This is a genomic window from Amphritea sp. 1_MG-2023, from assembly GCF_030547545.1.
GTDB lineage: Bacteria > Pseudomonadota > Gammaproteobacteria > Pseudomonadales > Balneatricaceae > Amphritea.
The window spans coordinates 46,972-67,980 of the sequence record NZ_JAUOQE010000017.1 but is presented as its reverse complement, the minus strand read 5'-3'; the positions used below and the strand labels follow the sequence as shown (position 1 = coordinate 67,980).

16 protein-coding genes are annotated in these 21,009 nt (G+C 49.2%); 7 read left to right on the top strand and 9 right to left on the bottom strand.

Annotated features, from left to right (window positions below):
- The first annotated feature begins 11 nt into the window (after positions 1-11).
- From Q4488_RS10680 to Q4488_RS10665, 4 genes are read left to right on the top strand one after another with little or no spacing between them, the layout of a single operon-like run.
- A complete protein-coding gene (locus Q4488_RS10680; RefSeq protein ID WP_303580452.1) occupies positions 12-1,352 on the top strand; it encodes an NAD(P)/FAD-dependent oxidoreductase in 1,341 nt (446 codons plus the stop codon).
- Complete coding sequence (nirB, locus tag Q4488_RS10675; RefSeq protein ID WP_303580451.1) at positions 1,349-3,895, top strand: nitrite reductase large subunit NirB; 2,547 nt, start codon at positions 1,349-1,351, stop codon at positions 3,893-3,895. The genes Q4488_RS10680 and nirB overlap by 4 nt, the downstream gene beginning before the upstream one ends.
- Positions 3,896-3,911: 16 nt before the next feature.
- The gene (nirD, locus tag Q4488_RS10670; protein WP_303580450.1) at positions 3,912-4,244 is read left to right on the top strand and encodes a nitrite reductase small subunit NirD; all 333 of its coding nucleotides are present in this window, start codon (positions 3,912-3,914) and stop codon (positions 4,242-4,244) included.
- 48 nt (positions 4,245-4,292) lie between these two features.
- Positions 4,293-6,950 (top strand): nitrate reductase, encoded by a 2,658-nt coding sequence (locus tag Q4488_RS10665; protein ID WP_303580449.1) that lies wholly within the window; start codon positions 4,293-4,295, stop codon positions 6,948-6,950.
- Between the two features lie 132 nt (positions 6,951-7,082).
- Here Q4488_RS10665 and Q4488_RS10660 read toward each other — a convergent pair whose 3' ends face one another.
- Entirely contained in the window at positions 7,083-7,484 is a 402-nt protein-coding gene (locus Q4488_RS10660; protein WP_368411571.1) for a diacylglycerol kinase, read from the bottom strand.
- 429 nt (positions 7,485-7,913) lie between these two features.
- On the opposite strand from Q4488_RS10660, the gene Q4488_RS10655 reads away from it, so the two are divergent.
- From Q4488_RS10655 to tal, 3 genes are all read left to right on the top strand, one after another.
- Positions 7,914-8,129, top strand: coding sequence for a hypothetical protein (locus Q4488_RS10655; protein ID WP_303580448.1), 216 nt, complete (start codon positions 7,914-7,916; stop codon positions 8,127-8,129).
- A gap of 25 nt (positions 8,130-8,154) precedes the next feature.
- Positions 8,155-9,144, top strand: a complete 990-nt coding sequence (gene dusA / locus Q4488_RS10650) for a tRNA dihydrouridine(20/20a) synthase DusA (RefSeq protein WP_303580447.1) — start codon at positions 8,155-8,157, stop codon at positions 9,142-9,144.
- 139 nt (positions 9,145-9,283) lie between these two features.
- Positions 9,284-10,240, top strand: a complete 957-nt coding sequence (gene tal, locus Q4488_RS10645) for a transaldolase (RefSeq protein ID WP_303580446.1) — start codon at positions 9,284-9,286, stop codon at positions 10,238-10,240.
- Positions 10,241-10,390: 150 nt separating this feature from the next.
- Here the strand turns inward: tal and Q4488_RS10640 are convergent, their stop codons facing one another.
- The 8 genes from Q4488_RS10640 to Q4488_RS10605 all read right to left on the bottom strand — a co-directional run bounded on the left by Q4488_RS10640 (position 10,391) and on the right by Q4488_RS10605 (position 20,957).
- Positions 10,391-11,137 carry a VacJ family lipoprotein gene (locus tag Q4488_RS10640; RefSeq protein ID WP_303580445.1) on the bottom strand — a complete coding sequence of 249 codons (747 nt, stop codon included), beginning with the start codon at positions 11,135-11,137 and terminating at the stop codon, positions 10,391-10,393.
- Between the two features lie 207 nt (positions 11,138-11,344).
- On the bottom strand, positions 11,345-12,319 hold the full coding sequence (locus tag Q4488_RS10635) for a porin (protein WP_303580444.1): 975 nt from the start codon (positions 12,317-12,319) through the stop codon (positions 11,345-11,347).
- A 696-nt stretch (positions 12,320-13,015) separates the two neighbouring features.
- Positions 13,016-16,936: an ATP-dependent RNA helicase HrpA gene (gene hrpA / locus Q4488_RS10630; protein WP_303580443.1), complete on the bottom strand. Its 3,921-nt coding sequence runs from the start codon at positions 16,934-16,936 to the stop codon at positions 13,016-13,018.
- A 32-nt stretch (positions 16,937-16,968) separates the two neighbouring features.
- Positions 16,969-17,763, bottom strand: coding sequence for a class II glutamine amidotransferase (locus tag Q4488_RS10625; protein ID WP_303580442.1), 795 nt, complete (start codon positions 17,761-17,763; stop codon positions 16,969-16,971).
- Positions 17,764-17,766: 3 nt separating this feature from the next.
- Positions 17,767-18,228, bottom strand: a complete 462-nt coding sequence (locus Q4488_RS10620) for a polymer-forming cytoskeletal protein (protein WP_303580441.1) — start codon at positions 18,226-18,228, stop codon at positions 17,767-17,769.
- The gene (locus Q4488_RS10615) at positions 18,168-19,025 is read right to left on the bottom strand and encodes a M23 family metallopeptidase (RefSeq protein WP_303580469.1); all 858 of its coding nucleotides are present in this window, start codon (positions 19,023-19,025) and stop codon (positions 18,168-18,170) included. The genes Q4488_RS10620 and Q4488_RS10615 overlap by 61 nt, the downstream gene beginning before the upstream one ends.
- 219 nt (positions 19,026-19,244) lie before the next feature.
- Complete coding sequence (locus Q4488_RS10610) at positions 19,245-19,994, bottom strand: TIGR00266 family protein (protein ID WP_303580440.1); 750 nt, start codon at positions 19,992-19,994, stop codon at positions 19,245-19,247.
- A 21-nt stretch (positions 19,995-20,015) separates the two neighbouring features.
- A complete protein-coding gene (locus Q4488_RS10605; RefSeq protein WP_303580439.1) occupies positions 20,016-20,957 on the bottom strand; it encodes an AEC family transporter in 942 nt (313 codons plus the stop codon).
- Positions 20,958-21,009 lie beyond the last annotated feature (52 nt).

Genomic DNA, 21,009 nt, shown 5'->3' with positions numbered 1-21,009 from the left:
GGATTTTTTTTATGCCTAAAGCTCATCTCATCATTATTGGTAACGGCATGGCCTGTGGTCGCTTACTGGACGAGATTCTGAAACGGAATCCGGATCAGTACCGGATCACCGTCTTCGGTGCTGAAGGTTATGCCAACTACAATCGCATTATGCTCTCACCGGTACTCGCAGGAGAGATGCACGCGGACGATATCGTCACTCATTCACCACAATGGTATCAAGATAACCATATCAGCTTACATAGCGGCGATCCTGTGGTCGACATCGTCGCGGCGAATAAAACCCTCACTTGTCAGAGCGGTCAGACATTTCGGTATGATACGCTCGTCTTCGCAACCGGCTCCAATCCGGTCATGCCGCCCGTCGCTCAGGATTGCGAACTCGACGGTATTCTCAGCTTTCGCAAGCTCGATGATATCGATCGGATTATGGCTCGAGTTACACAGATAGAGCATGCCACGGTAGTCGGCGGCGGCTTGCTCGGACTCGAAGCCGCCTGGGGTTTACGCCAACAAGGGCTGGCGGTCACCGTTATTCATCGTGGCGAGTGGTTACTTAACCGTCAACTCGATCCGAGCGCGGGCAAACTCCTGCAACACTCACTGGAATCTCGCGGCATTCAATTCAAACTCAACGCTGAGATCAGCCAGTTTACGAGTCAATCGCAGCCGACGTCAGATCAGCACACCAATTCACAGACAGCAGCCTTACGGCAGATCCGTTTAAAAGATGGCACTCAACTGAATACCGAATTGGCAGTCATTGCTATAGGCGTCACCCCTAATCACGCACTGGCGAAGGCCTGCGGGCTTAAATGCGATCGCGGTATTCTGATCGATGATCAGCTGCAGAGCTCCGATCCGCATATCTATGCACTGGGAGAATGCACTCAGTTTGGTGAACACACCTTCGGACTCGTCGCGCCGCTGTGGGATCAAGCCGCCGTACTCGCCGACCGCTTATGCCGTCTATCAACCAAGCGCTTTCGCGTACAGCCCTGCGCCACCAAACTCAAAGTATCAGGCATCGACCTATTTTCTGCTGGCGAATTTCTGACTAGCCCCGATAACGAGTCGGTCACCTATCAAGACCCCGCTAACGGCATTTATCGTAAGCTCATTTTCCGTCAACAACGCCTGACAGGCGCGGTGCTGTTTGGTGCCGTCAACGACGGCAACTGGTATTTCGAACTCATTCAGTCACAACAAAAAGTACAACATCTGGCCCCCGACATGATTTTCGGTCGACGCTACTGCGATAGCGCAGCCATCACCGAATCAACCTCGGACAGTACGACCGAAGTGCACACTTCCCCCTCTGAATTAAGCTTAGCAACAGGAGCGATCTCATGAATAAAACAAAACTGGTCATAGCGGGCAACGGTATGGTTGGCCATCAATTCTTACAGAGCTTAGCTGATCAAGATCAGCTCGCACATTTTGAGATCACCGTTTTCTGTGAAGAAAGCCGGCTCGCCTACGATCGGGTTCATTTGAGTGCTTACTTTTCTGGCGCTAGCGAAGCAGACCTCGCGATGGGCAATGCCGATCTCTATCGTCGCTGGGGGCTGAATGTGCTCATCAATGAAACCGTTATCGCTATCAATCGAGATGCACAATCGATTACCACCGATAAAGGTCAAACACTCAGCTACGACAAATTAGTCTTGGCAACCGGCTCGTACCCCTTTGTGCCACCCGTACCGGGCCATGATCGACCGCAGTGCTTGGTTTATCGCACCATCGATGATCTGGAAGCGATTGCCGCGGCAGCCAAAAATGCCACCGTGGGCACCGTGGTGGGCGGCGGACTCCTAGGGCTAGAAGCGGCCAAGGCACTCACCGATCTCGGCCTAAAAACCCATGTGGTTGAATTTGCTCCACGTTTGATGGCGGTGCAGTTGGATGATGGCGGTGGTGCGCTGCTACGACAGAAGATCGAAGCACTGGATGTCAGTGTGCATACGGAAAAGAATACTCAGCTGATCGATGATGGCGAGCAGTGTGTACACAAAATGAATTTTGCCGACGGCGAGGTATTGGAAACCGATCTTATCCTGTTTTCGGCGGGTATTCGCCCACGGGATGAACTGGCCCGTCAAAGCGATCTTGAGGTTGGTGAGCGTGGCGGCATCGTCATCAATAATCACTGTCAAACCTCAGACCCATCAATCTACGCCATCGGCGAATGTGCCCTCTGGAATCAGCAGATTTTCGGTTTAGTCGCGCCTGGCAATCAGATGGCTAAGGTCGCCGTCTCTCACCTCACCGGCGGTAGCGACACGTTCACCGGCGCAGACATGAGCACCAAGCTGAAATTAATGGGGGTTGATGTTGCCAGTATTGGTGATGCTCATGGCCGCACGCCCGGTGCACGCAACTATACCTTCGTGGATGAACGTGAAGCGGTTTATAAAAAGCTAGTCGTCTCTGAGGATGGCAAATTATTACTCGGCGCTATTCTGGTGGGCGAAGCGGAAAACTACGGCACATTATTGCAATATATGCTCAACGGCATTCATCTGCCAGAATATCCTGACACCCTGATTCTGCCTAACCGTGGTGATGATGAACAAACTGGACTCGGGGTCGCGGCACTGCCAGAAACTGCACAGATTTGTTCCTGTCATGATGTCAGCAAAGCCGATGTCCGAGCAGCGCTCGATAGCGGTTGTTGTAGCCTTGCGGATGTTAAAGGCAGCACCAAAGCGGCGACCGGTTGCGGTGGATGCTCTGCCCTCTTAACCGATCTAGTGAATCATGAACTCGAAGCGATGGGTATCGATGTTAACCGTGATCTCTGCGAACATTTCCCCTATAGCCGTCAAGACCTCTACAACATCGTGCGTATCGAAGAGATTCGTAGCTTTGATGAGTTACTCGATAAACATGGTCAGGGTCATGGTTGCGAAATCTGTCGCCCTGCGGCCGGCAGCATACTGGCCTCTTGCTGGAACGATTATATCCTCACCGAACAAAACGTCAGCCTGCAAGATACTAACGATACGTTTATGGCCAATATGCAAAAAGACGGTACCTATTCGGTGGTGCCTCGAGTGGCCGGCGGCGAGATCACCGCTGATAAACTCATTGTTCTCGGGCAAGTCGCTAAACAGTATAACCTTTACAGCAAAATCACCGGTGGCCAACGGGTTGATCTGTTCGGTGCACGTTTAGAACAGTTACCTGAGATCTGGAAGATTCTCATTGAGGCGGGCTTTGAAACCGGCCACGCCTATGGCAAATCACTGCGTACCGTTAAATCGTGTGTCGGTAGCACCTGGTGTCGCTTTGGCGTTGATGATAGCGCTGGGCTCGCCATCGATCTTGAGAATCGTTACAAAGGCCTGCGGGCACCGCACAAAATAAAGTTTGCAGTGTCTGGCTGCACTCGAGAGTGCGCCGAAGCACAGAGTAAAGATATCGGCATTATCGCTACCGAAAAAGGCTGGAACCTTTACGTCTGTGGTAACGGCGGCATGAAACCTCGACATGGAGATCTGTTTGCCACCGATCTCGATCGTGACACCCTCATCACTTATATCGATCGCATTCTGATGTTCTATATCAAAACGGCTGATCGCCTGCAGCGTACCTCCGTATGGATGGAGAATATGGAAGGCGGATTGGACTATCTACGAGACGTTGTCATCAACGACAGCTTGAGCTTAGGTGATGAGCTAGAACAGCAGATGGCGCAAGTCGTATCGACCTATCAGTGCGAGTGGAAAACGACCCTCGAAAACCCTGAAGCACTGAAACGCTTCCGTCATTTTGTTAACTCCGATGCGCCGGACAACAATGTCGTTTTTGTCGAAGAGCGCCAACAGATTCGCCCAGCGACAGCCAGCGAAAAAAGCACCCTGAAGGCCGAACCGATCAAGCTGGTTAGCTAAACAAGAGGATATTATCATGACAACGCCCAACTGGACTGCCGTCTGTAATCAAACCGATTTAGTGGCTGATTCTGGCATCTGTGCACTGATCCAAGACACCCAAGTAGCCCTGTTCTATATCAAAAAACAACAGGCCGTGTTCGCGGTGTCTAACCACGACCCCTTCAGCCAAGCTAACGTCCTGTCACGGGGATTAGTTGGCTCTAAGGATGATCAACTGTTTGTCGCCTCACCGGTGTATAAACAGCACTTCTGCCTTAAAACAGGCCGCTGTCTAGAGGATGAAAACACTCTGATACAAGCTTGGCCTGCCCGTATCGAAAAGGGTCAAGTTGAAGTGCTGTTTTAACCTCACTTTAGACATATTGATATCTCAGTCACACAGGAAGCCTAGCCCATGACCCATACAGCCAACCCGGAAACCTGTCAGGTAAAAACCACCTGCCCCTATTGCGGCGTTGGCTGTGGTCTCAAGGCAACCGTCAGTGCCAATCAATTGATTGCGGTTAGCGGTGATTCATCACATCCTGCTAATGAAGGTCGCCTCTGCGTGAAGGGTGCGGCACTACACGAAACCACGGGGCTTGAAGGACGCTTGCTAGAACCTCAGATCAACGGCCAAACCGCGAGCTGGGATGCAGCCATCGAACATGTGGCGCAGGGATTTCGTCAGATCATTGAAACACACGGCCCAGATTCCGTGGCGCTGTATCTCTCTGGACAGATTCTCACTGAAGACTATTACGTCGCCAATAAATTAATGAAAGGTTTTATTGGCTCGGCTAATGTCGACACGAATTCGCGCCTGTGTATGTCATCTGCGGTGGCGGCGCATAAACGGGCGTTTGGTGCCGATCTCGTGCCAGGCTGTTACGAAGACCTCGAACTCGCTGACCTACTGATACTGGTTGGCTCCAATACCGCTTGGGCTCATCCGGTGATTTATCAGCGCATTCTAGCGGCCAAGAAACAACGCCCGGCGATGAAAGTCGTGGTTATCGATCCCCGTCGCACCGCTACCTGCGATATGGCCGATCTACACCTAGCCCTTAAACCCGGTAGCGATGGTTATCTATTTACCGGCTTACTCAGTTATTTAGCCGAACATCAATCCCTCAACAGCGACTTTATCGCACAGCATACCGAAGGCTTTGAGGCCGCCCTTGCGGCAGCAAACGCACATACCCCAAGCCTGTCACAAACGGCGCAGCTATGTCATATCGATGAACACGATCTACTGCGGCTGTATCAGTGGTTTAGCAACACCGATAAAACCGTGACGCTGTTTTCTCAGGGGATCAATCAATCATCCTCCGGCGTTGATAAAGGTAATGCGATTATCAACTGTCATCTAGCCACGGGGAAAATAGGCAAACCGGGAGCCACGCCCTTCTCCATTACCGGCCAACCCAATGCGATGGGTGGTCGAGAAGTCGGCGGTTTAGCCAACCAGTTAGCCGCTCATATGGATTTTAGCGATCCCGCCAATATCGAATTAGTACAGCGTTTTTGGCAAGCCCCACAGATGGCGCGTACTGAAGGACTCAAAGCGGTCGATATGTTTCAGGCCGTCAGTGAAGGTAACATCAAAGCGATCTGGATTATCGGCACTAACCCCGTCGTCAGTATGCCGGATGCCGACGCTATTCGTGCAGCGTTAACGCAATGCGAACTGGTGGTGGTATCCGACTGTATCGAAAAAACCGACACCACCGACTGTGCCAATGTATTGCTACCAGCCACCGGTTGGGCGGAAAAAGACGGCACAGTGACCAATTCAGAACGCGTTATTTCGCGTCAGCAAAGCTTTTTATCGCCCGCCGGTAATAGCCGTCACGATTGGCAGATTATCTGTGCCGTAGCACAGGCGATGGGCTTTGCTGAGGGGTTTGCATTTACCTCACCGGCAGAGATCTTTGCCGAGCACGCTAAGCTGTCAGGCTATCAAAATAAGGGACAGCGCTTTTTCAATATTGCCGGGCTCGCTAACTTATCCGCCACCGAGTATCAGCAATTACAGCCCACGCGATGGCCTATCCTAAAGGGGCAACATCAAAGCCCAGCACGCTTATTCACCGATGGCCGATTCAATACCCCCTCAGGCCGCGCCCGAATACTGCCGATTACGCCGCAAGCGCCGCTGAATCAAACCTCTGAGGATTACCCCTTAGTGCTCAACACCGGTCGAATTCGCGATCAATGGCACACCATGACACGTACCGCGAAAGCCAGCCGTTTACTCAACCATATCGATCAGCCCTATGTCGAACTATCGCCACAAGATGCTCAGCGCTATGGTATCGCAGCACACGATCTCGTCGAGGTTCGCAGCACTCAGGGACGCTGCCTCATTAAAGCCAAACTATCGGCGGATCAACCAACAGGCTCGGTGTTTATGCCGATTCACTGGACCGCACAATTTACTTCTGAAGCCAGAGTCGATAGCTTATTCAACACCATTAAAGACCCCCTATCCGGTCAACCTGAAGCGAAACATTGTCCCGTCCAGATAAGTAAAGTTGTAAGCCGCTGGCAAGCCGTGCTGATTACTACACACGCATTCACAACACTGCCTTGTGAATACTGGTGCAAAATCCCGCTGACTCATGGGTTTCGTTATGAGCTGACAGGCTTACAACCCGTTGACGGGGCCGCGTGGCTAGAGACATTAATGGGGCCCTTGCTTGACCCCAGTGCCGATCGCATTGAACTAAAGACAGCCTCGACTTATCGTTTGATCAGCTTTCAGCAACAGCGGCCTAAGCATCTGTTTTTCGCCTCCACTGGCTCACTGCCTAGCCGTCAGTGGCTGAGTAAACAGTTTGATCAACCGATTGAAACCGCCGCGCAACGAATGGCATTATTAGCGGGCAAGCCGATACAGAACCAAGATGATAGTGGCGCGATTATTTGCAGTTGCTTTGAGGTGGGCGAAAACGCCATTCGTCGAGCGATCACAGAAGGTGCTAACAGCACCGACAAACTGGCCACTCAGCTAAAATGCGGAAGTAACTGTGGCTCTTGTTTGCCGGAAATAAGAGCGATGCTTAAGTAAGCTTTACAAGTGGGTTGGCCCCAAGCTTTTAAAATGGAACCTTTAAAATGGAACCTTTAAAATGAGACCTTTAAAATGAGAGGGTTAGGCGTGCGTTTAACCAAGGTTTTAATCGCGCATTAGTCGTTGATATCAAAACCATGATTTAATTATATCCAGATAGCCATTATCCCAGGCGACTGCGGCCCACACCACCCACGTCATATTGAGCATCAGAAAGACCGCGGCAGACCCCATATCTTTAGCGCGCCCGGCTAATTCATGATAATCCGGCCCCCAGCGATCAACTACCGCCTCAATGGCTGAATTGACAATTTCAAACGCCAAGACTAAAAAACAGCAGGCTAATAACAGCGCTAGTTGCATCCCCGATTCGGCCAGCCAACAAGCGGCAGGCAATAAGACAACCGCCGCCACGGCCTCGTAACGAAATGCGGGCTCTTCGATCCAAGCCGCTTTAATCCCTTGCAGTGAATATTTAGCGGCAAAATAAAAACGTTTAATTCCGGTCCGTTTAACCTGATACATCGACATAGCTACTGCTGATTAACGAAGCCAAGCATTAAAACATGAAAATAAAAACCATACTATGATCGATACAGTGATGTCATCAAGATGTAAAAAGCGTTAACGATCAGCAATATGGTCAAGGGAAGGTGCGTCTCGCTAATCGCAATCACCAGCGCTTGAGGAGATGAAAAAATCAAAAAACAGCCCGAAAAAGAAAATCACCGCAATATCAGTTTAACCATAAGCCATTTGAATGCTATAGTTAATGAAACCTCTCCGCACGACCCTATCAGAGATACCTTTAGAGATTCTTTTCAGATCTGTTCGCTAAGGATCTATCAGCAACAACCTCTGAAAACCGGTTGCGAGGTCTGCCAAGGATGTATTGATAATCTGCAGTCATTGCAGAGCCGTAAGGATAAATCGTTTCTCTCAGGAAAGTTATATTATCAAATGCTGAATAATGAAGTAGATGAGAAGCTAAGCCTTCTCAATTTAGAACAATTAAACAGTCTGCTGGATAAACTTAAACAAAAGGCTGCCGAAAAAAAGCAGGCGATTAAAGCCGCCAGCAAGTTACCCCCTCGCACCCAAAACGATATACAAAAACTCGCTGAGCTGCAGGGGCTAGACCTGAGCGGTCTAATGCGGGAAATATCCAAACGCTGAGCATTAATTCAGGCCGTTCCTATATATGACCGCAGATAATCAAACCCGACCGCTTAAGCGGACATTCAGTGTTGCCCCTATGATGGAGTGGACAGACCGCCACTGTCGCTATTTCCACCGACTCATCAGTCAACATGCCGTGCTGTATACCGAGATGGTCACCACCGGTGCATTGATTCATGGCGATCAAGCACGCTTTCTTCGCCATAACGACGCCGAACACCCTCTCGCACTTCAACTGGGTGGCAGCAATGCCGAAGAACTCGCCCTCTGCAGCCGCATGGCCGAAGACGCCGGTTATAATGAAGTCAATCTCAATGTTGGCTGCCCTAGCGATCGCGTACAGAACAATATGATCGGCGCGTGCTTGATGGCTCACCCTGAATTGGTGGCCGAGTGCTTAACCGCCATGCAATCACGTGTCGCCATCCCCGTCACCGTTAAACATCGGCTGGGCATCGATGCGATGGATAGCTATGAAGAACTGCATCAGTTCGTCGCCACCGTGAGTCAATCTGGCTGTAAAACCTTTATCATTCATGCCAGAAAAGCGATTCTGCAAGGCTTGAGTCCAAAAGAAAATCGGCACATACCGCCCCTCAACTATGAGTGGGTTTACCGTATCAAACAAGCTTTTCCACACTTGGAAATACTTATCAACGGCGGTATCAAGACATTGGACGAAACTCGAGCACATCTGCAACAGGTCGATGGCGTCATGATCGGTCGTGAAGCCTATCATAACCCCTATATGATGGCAGAAGTGGATACTCTTTATCAGCCCGATGCCGCATTACCCACGCGACTGCAAATTATCGAGCAGATGTATCCCTATATTGAAGCCGAACTCAAACAAGGCTGTTATCTCGGCCATATTACCCGTCACCTGCTCGGGCTGTTTCACGCTCAGCCTGGTGGCCGTCAGTTCCGCCGCTATCTGAGTGAAAACGCTCATAAGGCGGGTGCCGATGTTGATGTATTGAAACGCGCAGTCGAGAAAGTCGCGACGCTTTAAAAGCCTGACAAACGATACTGACTCAAAAGATTGACTTAAAAGACTTACGTTAAAGATTGACTTAAAAGCCTAACTCAACAGACTTACGTTAAAGATTGACTTAAAAGACTTGCTAACAAGCCTTAAGGAAAATAAAAACATGGAAAGCCAGCTCGATCAGCTTAAAAAAGTAACCACCATTGTCGCCGATAGCGGCGATATTAATGCCATCAAAGATGCCAGACCGGTTGATGCAACCACCAACCCCTCTTTGCTGCTAAAAGCGAGTCAAGATCCGGCCTATCGCCCCTATCTCGAACAAGCGAAAAGCTGGGCGTTAAGTCAAGGCGGTAATGAGGCTGAGCAACTGGCGAATATGACAGATAAACTAGCGGTGTTAGTTGGCTGTGAAATTCTCACGTTAATCCCCGGTCGTATCTCGACAGAAGTCGATGCAAGACTGTCATTCGATACTCAGGCAACGATAGCTAAAGCGAAAAAACTAATCGGTCTGTATAACGAAGCCGGTATCAGTAACGATCGTGTACTGATTAAAATCGCCGCCACTTGGGAAGGTATAGAAGCCGCCCGTCAACTGGAACAAGCGGGGATTAACTGTAACCTCACATTACTCTTCGGCTTCGCTCAAGCGATTGCCTGCGCCGATGCCGGTGTCTTTCTCATCTCCCCCTTTGTCGGCCGTATTCTCGATTGGCATAAAGCCAATAATCCCGCAGACACCGACTTTAGCGGTGCAAAAGATCCTGGCGTTATCTCCGTTAGTCGCATCTACAACTATTACAAGCAGCATGGTTACACTACAGTGGTAATGGGCGCTAGCTTCCGTAATAGTGAAGAGATTCGTCAACTCGCTGGCTGTGATCGACTCACTATTAGCCCAGCGCTGATCGCCGAATTAGCGGACACCAAACTACCATTGGATCAGAAGCTATTCGCCAACGATCCACGCTGCAGTGAAGCCAAACTTGAAAACAGCGAACAGGCTTTCCGCTGGGCCATGAATGAAGATCCGATGGCAACCGAGAAACTGGCTGAAGGCATTCGTAACTTCGCCGCCGATCAAGTGAAGCTAGAGCAACTACTCAGCCAACTTTAAAAACCACCATCGGTAGCGAGGCACGCCCTCGTGCCGATGAGTTAGTTTAACGCCGACCTCGGCGTAAGGCACCCAAGGGGCATGTGCACACCCTCTACAGTAGGAGCCTGCCTCTAGCGGCGATATAGACAAACATCGAGGTTGGTTTAATTAGAATTGATCATCATCGAAGCTGACAATCTGACCATCATTCACCAAGAACTCTCGACGTTGCAGGTAAGCATCACGCATGGCGGTATAACGATCGCCACTGAGCAGCTGCTCGGCGCCTAATAGCTTCATCCGCGTGTCGATAACCCGTAGCGTATATAGCTGATTCCGGGTCGGAATCGGGTCGATCTCGCCAACAGGATCAAGCATCGAATCGGGTATTAGGCCGATACCGTCACGCACATTTGAAGGCCCTAGAAACGGCAACACCAAATAAGGGCCGGTTTTTACCCCCCAATAACCTAGCGTCTGACCAAAGTCTTCATTATGCTCGGGCAAGCCCATCGGCGTTGCGACATCGATTAAGCCGACCAACCCCACCGTGGTATTAAAAACCACTCGACCTAAATCCTGCCCCGCAGCCTCACCCTTCAACTGCAACAGGTTATTCACTAGGCTGCCAACATCACCCAAATTACTGAAAAAATTGCCGATACCGGCTTCGAGTATATTGGGGGTAATCGCTTTATAGCCCCGAGCAACAGGTTTCAGCGCATAACGATCGAGGGCATCATTAAAGCCGAACATCGAACGGTTAAACCCCTCCCACGGATCAACGTCGGCATTAACATCATACTCGTCAAACGATGACTGAGATTCCACCGTTGACTGCGCAACAGCCGGCAATGACAGCGATAATAGCAGCGTGAAAGAAGCGGTAAACAAGTGACGTGTAACAACTGACATGGGCAGCATCCCTAACTGAAAGCGGTATATAAGCGCTATTGTGCATCAGGCCCCGTAAAAATGCGAACAGGAAATAACCCCCTTTAAATATGGGGATGATTTCCTCTACGCTATACAGTCGTCATAGACAACAGCAATAGACAAAAATCAGATAAACAAAAAGGGCCCCGAAGGGACCCTTTTCTTAAGCTTTATCTCGTTAAAAGATTAGAAGCTTACGTTATAACCGATAGCGAAGGTGTCTGTAGCTTCTCCAGCTGTTTCAGCATCGCTACTAGCTTCGATGTAGTTAGCAAATACGAATGCTTGCTTACCCAGCTTCTGCTGAACTTCAGCGATATAGCGCTTGCCTTGATCAGCACCAGCAACATCATCACGGAAATCAGTGTAAGAACCCAGCAGTGTAGTGTTACCCATAGTGTAAGAACCCGCCAGAACAACGATTGAGTCATCACCGGTACGGTTAACTTCGTCGTCTTCAACAGACAAACCTACGTAAACATCACCAGCACTGTAGCTTAGGCCCAAAGAGTTGATGTTTTCATCAACAGTACCTTTGTACTGCAATGTAGACAGAGCTACAGCGAAGTTGCCCATGTTGTATTGAGCAGCAAGGTGAGTCGCATCAACGTTATCGTCAGTATCCTGAGCATCAACACCATTACTGTTACGTGCTACGATTGCAGCCGCTGCTTGGAAACCACCAAAAGATGGAGTCACGTATGCAGCAGTGTTACCCTGACGTGCGCCAGTGCCATAGTTGTGAGTTGTTTCAGTGTTAGCAGCCGCCATGATATCGGTTTTAGCAACGGTCCACAGGTAAGCTGGGATCCACTGACGACCAACGGTTACAGTACCGAAATCACCGGTAGCACCAACATAAGCCAAACGACCTTTAGATTTTACAGCATCAGAATCATTTACATCTACATAAGTAGAATCTAAAGAACCGGTTTCAGTGCTAACGTAAGTTTCGAAGTGTGCGATGGCAGTCACACCAGAGTACAGTTCAGAAGTTGCCTTGATACCGATACGTGACGTGTTATCGCCGATATGCAGATCTGCACCATCAGCATCAGTAGCTTGAACACGCAAAGAGCCGTACAGAGTAGCATCAGCTTGAGCAACCATTGGAGCCGTCAGAGCACCGGCAACAGCCAGAGCGATCAGAGACTTTTTCATTAACATTTCCCCTTCAATATTTAACGTACTAGTAGTTAAACTTTTTGTCGAAACTTTAAGTTCAGCTTTTATAGTCAAACCTTTAAGTCGAACCTTTATTGTCAAACCTTTATTGTCAAACCTTTAAGTCGAACTTTTTAGCCTAACTTTAAGTCAAACTTTATAATTTCTTATCGCCTTGCGTCATCAACTACGCGCGGCTAACAAGAAAAATACTATAATTGAGAATTATTTCAATCAATTAAAGAAATAATTTCTGACATTATATGCGCTACAAAACTAATTTTACAGGTTAACCCGTCAATCAGCTATTAATATCGGCATTGATCAACGGAAGCACTGGCTTAATTCAACGAGATACTTAACGAGCGTTACTCACTCAGTTTGTCTCTTTTAATCAAGCCAGCGGTTAGGTTTATCTACTGTAGACTCCGCAATGGCGACAGCCAACAAAGCATAAATAAACTATCAGACCGACTCAACAGCACCACTTAAAAATAAATTGCACGTATTACAGCATAGCAATGCGGTATTCGCAATACTTTAGACCGAGTATTTTCGCAAGTATTTAAGGCATTTAGCTGCTTTTATTCAGTGATAACGACCTCTGATACCGATCCACTCGGCAGCCGTTATTAAAGCCCGCACTGCTAGACCATCAGCGAAGGTTGTCTCGCCCGTTTATGACTTAAAACGTTATCCCAGTTGTTGCCACAGCTGCTTTAAGCGCTTTTCAGACACCGTGGTGCGTGTGCCTAACTGCTGCGCAAATAATGAGATACGATACTCTTCGAGCATCCAACGATAATGTTCAAGCGCTTCATTATAACGTTTATGCTGACGATCGAGATCGGCTTGCGCATGATACTGCCGCGTAAATTGTTGTAGCTGCTCACTCAGCAACCGTTGTCGCGGTAGTTCGCGTTGATATTTTTCTAACCGCTGCACAATACCTTTGAGAAAACGCGGATAGGCTTGTAACTGCTCAGTCGGCACCGAAATCTGAAAATCTTTACACACCAAGGCATCCAACTGTTGACGCATATCATTCAGAATCGTGATCGCTTGCAAGTTAACCGACCCCGACAGCTGTTTTTGAATCGCATGAAACTGTGTGGCGATATCCGCTAGGCGTTCGGCTTGCTGCTCCGCCTGCTGACAAAACTCGCTACGATAACGATTGAGGCAATCATCAAACGCTTGCTGTGTGCGAATATCGTCAGTCTCCGTTAAAAACGTTGCCATCACCGCACTGAGTAAACACTGTTCGTGTAGCTGATGACGCGGCTGTACCTTGGCCAGCAAGATGGCACTTTGTTGAAACTTAGGTAAACGATTTTTCACAAACCGAACTTGCTCGCCTAATTGTAACAGTAGCAGACGCGCCAACCCCAAGCGCGTTTGATGGGCAGCCATGGCGCTATCATCAAATACTTTGAGTTCGACACTCTGCCCAGCATCCTGCAAACCGGGATACACCTCAAGTTCCAGCCCGCCGGCCTGCTTTAGGGTAATCGCTTTCGGTAGATCACCAAAATCCCACGTCGTGATACCCTTGCGACCCCAGCTTTCCGATGGTGCTTGAGTCAGCGCCTGTCGTGCCTGCGCGCCAAAATTCTGCTGTAAACGTTGCAGATCACGCCCCTCGGTGACCACTTTACCCTGTTCATTTTTTAGCCGAATATTCACTCGATAATGATCATCCAGCGTCACGGCATCGAAATCGTCTTGAGTGATTCTAACGCCGGTCATGCGTTTCAGATGTAACGCTAACGCTTCATTTAACGAGCCTTCGGCAAACACGGCCGCCTCGATAAAGGCATCGACATAATCGGGAATCGGCACAAAGTTTTTACGCAGTGCTTTTGGCAGCCCCTTCAATAACGCCACACACTTCTCTTTGAGCATCCCCGGCACCAGCCATTCTAGCCGTTCCGGCGCAAGCTGATTGAGTAACACCAGCGGTGCTTGCAACGTAACCCCATCATCCTTGGCACCGGGTTCGAAATGATAACTGAGCTTTAACTTCGCTCCGTTGAGCAGTAACTGTTCGGGATAACTCGTGCGCGTCACATGATCGGCGGAACGTTGCAGAATATCCTCTTCCTGCATAAAGAGTATGTTAGGGTGCTGCTGTTCGACCGTGTTACGCCAGCGTTCAAAGCCCGCGCCATTAACCACAGCCTCACCCTTATGCTGTTGTAAGCGCTGTGTATAAAACTCATCGAGGCTGTCTTCGTCCACCAGCAGATCGCGACGCCGCGTTTTCGCCTCAAGCCCTTCGATAGAGGTAAGTAAGTTGCGATTATGGCTAAAGAATTTTCCTTGCGTACTAAACTGCCCTTCAACCAAGGCGCTACGAATAAAGATCTTCTGACTCACCTCGGGATCGATTCGACCATAATGGACGCTACGCCCCGGCACAATAATCAGGCCATAGAGCGTCACTTGCTCTTGCGCCACCACTTGTGCTTTTTTCTTCTCCCAGTGGGGTTCTAAATAGCTACGTTTAACGAGATGGCCCGCGAGGGATTCAGCCCAGAGTGGATCAATTCGCGCGACCATGCGCGCATATAAGCGACTGGTTTCGACCAGTTCGGCAGCCATCACCCATTTAGGCGCTTTTTTATACAGCATCGAGCCGGGAAAAATAGTGAAGCGACGGTTACGTGCCCCAAGATACTCTTTATTTTCCTGCTTAAAGCCCATATTACCCAGCAAGCCGGTCAACAAGGATTGATGCAAGGCATCATAACCAGCCGGTTGAGCGTTCTCTTTATAATCGAGGTTGCGACAAATGAGATGCAATTGTCGATGCACATCGCGCCACTCACGCATGCGCATATAGGAGAGAAACTGTTTCTGACAATACTTTCTCAGTTGATTCTGACTGAGCGCTTGACGCTGCTCTTCATACAGCTTCCATAGATTGATGAGGGTAACGAAATCGGAGTCTTCATCGGCATATTCGCGATGCTTCTGATCCGCCGCCTGCTGCTTTTCCATCGGTCGTTCGCGGGGATCTTGCACACTCAGCGCACTGGCGATGACAATCATCTCACTGAGACAGTTATTCTTGGCCGCAGCTAATAACATTCGACCGATCTTAGGGTCGACCGGCAAGCGACTCAGTTGTCGCCCTAGCGGTGTCAGCTGACGCTTATCATTAACCGCACCCAGCTCTTGTAACAGATTGAAGCCGTCATTAATGTAACGGGAATCCGGTGGATCGATAAACGGAAACTGATCAATCGCGCCGAGCCGCAGGTTAAGCATCTGTAAAATAACGGCGGCAAGGTTAGTACGGCGGATTTCAGCATCGGTAAACTCAGGCCGAGCGTTAAAATCATCTTCGCCATAGAGACGAATACAGATCCCTTCGGCTACCCGACCGCAGCGTCCCTTACGTTGATTAGCACTGGCTTGCGATACCGGCTCTACCGGTAACCGCTGTACCTTAGAGCGATAGCTATAACGACTGATACGTGCCAAGCCTGGATCAATCACATAGCGAATACCCGGCACGGTGAGTGAGGTTTCGGCGACATTGGTCGATAACACAATACGTCGCCCTGCCCCACGCACCGATGAGAATATTTTATTCTGCTCGGCGACACTTAAGCGGGCATACAGCGGCATCACTTCGATATGCCTTAGACGCCCTTGCAGAGTTGCTTTACGCAGATACTCAGCGGCTTCGCGGATCTCTCGCTCACCACTGAGAAACACTAAGATATCCCCCGCACCAGTGATGCCTTTTTGACGTTCGAGCTGTATCAGCTCTTCCGTAGCACAGACAATCCCCTCGGGAATACTTTTTTCACTGTTATCATCCATCTCTTCGAGGGGACGATAATGTAGTTCAACCGGAAAGGTACGGCCTGACACTTCGATAACCGGCGCATCATTAAAGTGTTTCGAGAAACGCTCGAGGTCGATCGTCGCCGAGGTAATGATGACTTTAAGGTCGGGACGCTTCGGCAGAATACGGTGCAGATAGCCCAACAGAAAATCAATATTCAGGCTGCGCTCATGTGCCTCGTCGATGATCAACACTTCGTAACGTTCGAGATAACGATCGTTTTGCGTCTCGGCCAACAGAATGCCATCGGTCATCAGCTTAATCAGGGTATTATCCGCGACCTGTTCGGTGAAACGCACCTGATAACCCACCGTACTGCCTAACGCCGTGTGCAACTCTTCGGCGATACGGTTAGCCACGGTTCTGGCGGCCAAACGACGTGGCTGTGTATGACCGATGAGGCCGACACGACCTAAACCTAACTCTAAACAGATTTTAGGAATCTGCGTGGTTTTCCCCGAGCCGGTTTCACCTGCAATCACCACCACTTGATGGTCGGCAATCGCTTTAGCGATCTCTTCACGACGTCCACTCACCGGGAGATCAGGGTAGCTGATCGTTGGCTGATATTCACGTAGGGCAACACGCTGTTCAGAGCGCTGTACTGCGTTCTCAACTTCATCCTGCATTCGATCAGAGGGTTTATGTTCTTTGAGTCGTTTTTGCAGTAGCTGAATTTTTTTCCGAAGCGCAAAGCGATCGGCAATCAAACAGTTATCTAAGCGCGTATAGAGTTGCTTTATGGTAGCAGTCACAATGGGATTTTCAGTTTACAAAAGGTTTAAATTCAGGCGTGTCCAAAGCAACGGCTGAGCGGCTGTTGCACACCTTCGCGAAAGACGATCATCTCGCCCGTTTGCAGCTTGCGCCAGTGTTCGTTATCGGTCAGCGGTTCGGTGGTAATCACCGTGACGATATCGTTAGGGGTGGTTTCTTCACAGAAGTCGACCGTTAGCTCATCATCCATTAACCGTGCGCGACCAAAGGGCGCCCGACGCGTGATCCATGAAAGCTTAGTGGAACAATAAGCGAGCAAATATTCTGACTCGGTGAGTAACATATTAAACACCCCCAGCTCGCGCAATTGATCAGCACAACAATGAATAAATTCAATAACTTGAGAAAAGTCACTGGGCCGCTCGGGGAAACGTTGCCGTACTTGCCCGAGTAACCAGCAGAAGGCATATTCACTATCGGTGCTACCCACTGGATGATAAAAATCCAACGGCAGATCAAATAAGCGTTGATCTAGCTGACCGTTATGAGCAAACGTCCAGCTATAGCCCCACAATTCACGCGTAAAGGGGTGGGTATTTTCCAAACAGATACTGCCGACATTCGCTTGGCGAATATGGCTAATCACCGTTTTACTCTTGATGGGATGCTGCTTAATGAGTTGTGCGATCTCTGATTGACAGCTAGGCGCCGGATCATGAAAGACCCGCAACCCTTTACCTTCATAAAAAGCGATACCCCAACCATCTTTATGCGGACCGGTTTCACCCCCCCGCTGCATCAAGCCACTGAAGCTGAAACAGATATCGGTCGGCACATTGGCACTCATCCCCAACAATTCACACATGGTTTAGACGTTATCCTTAGTCGTATTGAGAGTCACTTTATCTGGCAGAGAATCGATCGCTTCAACACCCGATTCAACCCGTGGCACATGTTCCAACACACCGACCTCTTTCATGCGGCGTTCACCGATGAAATTGCCTTCCGGATGAATCGCCATCACTTTACTTATCACCGTTGCAACCACTTTGCCGCCGCGATCAATTTCGAGTTCATCACATATAATCTCGCCTTCGAGTAAACCGCACACGGTAATATGGTTCGCTTTAACCACGCCATTAACATGACCATTTTTACCGATGGAGATGTTATCCAGCGATGACACATTACCCTCAAATGTGCCATCGATATGCATGCGGCCGATGATACTCATATCACCGCTAAATTTATTGCCTTCAGCAATAATCGTTATTGCTGAGCCGTTTGCAGCACCTGATTTAGTGGGTACATTTTTCGTAAAGAAGCCCATTTTATACCTTTTACTTCTGAAAACAGTGAATCGAAATTACTTATATTCCACGCCATAAAGGGCTTCGGATCGATCGGTCGAAACAGGTGACGCACCTCATAATGTAGATGCGGACCGGTTGATCGACCGGTATTACCACTCAAGCCGATTAACTGCCCCTTGCTGACAAAGGTGCCGCTTTTAATTTTGACATCGCTGAGATGCGCATAATAAGTTTTGAACCCTAACGCATGCTGTAGAATTATCAGCTTACCAAAACCACTCGACTTATGCGTGCCCGCATATTCCACCGCGCCGTCAGCGGTCGCATAAACTGGAGTACCAATATTCGCTTTAAAATCAATACCGTTATGCTTGATCCTTTTCTTCAGGATCGGATGCATCCGCATACCATATGAATCATTGATACGTAGACCATCAATCGGCTCACCATTGGGTAACACGCTGAGAAAAAACAGCCGTTGATTGGTCATCACCGTCAGGGCATCGGCACGATTTGAGGTCATATCCTTGGAAGGCGGTAAGCCTAGCAGATCTTCAAGACCAAACAGGCTGGCATCCAAAGTTTCGTTGAGTTCACCGATACGCAGGTTTTCTGCCTGTAACTTATCCCGCTCGACTTTAAGTTCTTGTAGCGTTGATGACAGCTGATCGAGCTGACCTTTTTGCAGCTCTTGCGTGCCTAAGGTCATCTCATATTGGCTGGAGAGCGAATTAATCCCTTGTTCTAGATTATCCAGCTCATCCGATGTTTTCACTAACAACAGGTTAGAAATAAAAAAACTCAAAACAGACATCAACAAAAAAAGGATGAGCAGATACCGAGCCAATTGACCCAGCGTATACTGCCGGGATCCCTGCGCAGTTGTTAATGTTATCACCAGTTTTTTACGCAGCATGAAGGTAAAACCAAGAATCGCAATAATAAATATCGGTGAAATATACCTTTATTGGGGCCAAAAGTCATAAAAATGACATGAAAAAGCCATCACCCTATGCCCTTAAGCCCACCGCGTTTAATCCTCGCCTTTATCCTTACCGCCCATGGCCGGTGCGGCAGCAATAATTCGATCCGCTAAACGTGAAAACGGCAAGCTCTGCACCCAAACTGTTCCCGTGCCAGATAAGGTCGCTAACCATAAGCCCTCGCCACCGAGAAACATCGATTTCAAGCCTTTGACCATCTCGATGTCATAATCAATACCCTCGCTGAAACCCACTAAACAACCGGTATCGATGCGCAGCGTTTCATTATTCAGCTGCTTTTTAACCACGGTGCCGCCGGCCTGTATAAAGGCCATGCCATCGCCATCCAGCTTTTGCAGAATAAAGCCCTCCCCGCCAAAAAAACCCGCGCCCAGTTTACGCGAAAACGCCACTGACAATCGCGTACCGAGCGCCGCACAGAGAAAGGCATCTTTCTGACAATACAATCGCCCACCGGTTGCCGCCATATCCACGGGCACCACCATGCCGGGATAAGGTGCGGCAAACGCTACCTTACGTTTAGCGGCGCCTTGATTTGAGAAATGCGTCATAAACAATGACTCACCGGTCACCATTCGCTTACCGGCAGAGAAGAGTTTTGAGAACATGCCCTGTTCTGGATCGGCACCATCGCCCATTTTAGTTTCGAAACTAATATCTTGTTCCATGTAATTCATCGAACCGGCCTCGGCGATGACGGTCTCACCCGGATCGAGTTCAACTTCCAACATCGGCATCGAGTCACCGATAATTTCGTAATCTACTTTATGACATTGCATTGTATCGCTCCTGAATAGCCACTAATTGCCCCACTGTTGCATCAGCGGCAGTATTATCGCCAAAGTCACCACCGAGGCTAAGGTGGTCACCATAATCGTTGCCGAGGTGAGTGTCACTCGAGTGTTATATTGTTGTGCCAACACATACACCATGGCCCCCGTTGGCAAGGCGGCCAGTACCACCGCGCTGGCGGTCCAGAAAGGATCAAGCCCTAACAATAACGCCAAACCAAAGGTTATCAGTGGATGTAGTACTAATTTCACCACCGTCAGCCACAGTAACTCAACACTAGCGCCCCGAACCGATAGACCACTCAACGAGATACCCAATGCAAACAGTGCCACCGGTGCGGCAGACGGTGCCAACATCTGCATCGGCGCTAGAATCATGGTCGGCAGACTTATGCCACTGATGGATACCAGCATTCCTAACAGGGGCGCCATCATCACTGGGTTTTTAAGCAATGCCTGTACGAGCAGCTTTTTCAGCATTGCCTGCAACCCACCTTGACGGTTTTGCAGTTCTGATATCAAAGCAAGCACTAAAATAAACACGAGGCTACTCGCTAAGGTGGCGATAATCACGGGTAACGCGCCTCGTTCACCGAACATAAAGTAGAAGATCGGCACTCCCATATAAACGGTATTGGCCCAAGTAGAGTTCAAGGCGATAATGGTCCAATCGAGCGGCTCACTGAGACGCATTTGTCGCCAACTTAAAAAACCGATCATGATGGCGATCACCGAACCACCGAGATAAACGAGGATAAAATCCCATTGCAGCATCGCTTCAATATCGACCGCTGCCGTGGATGTAAACATCAGCGCAGGCACCGCAATGTAATAAACATAAAGATTTAGCGCGGAAGCACTCGATTCTTCTAATACGCCGCGACGGGCCGCTCCCCATCCCAGCAGCATCAAAATAAATACAGGTATGACTATATCAAACAGCAGTTGCATCGATGATTCTCAAATTCTCTTAAGGTTAATAATAGCGGCCATATTGTGGCCC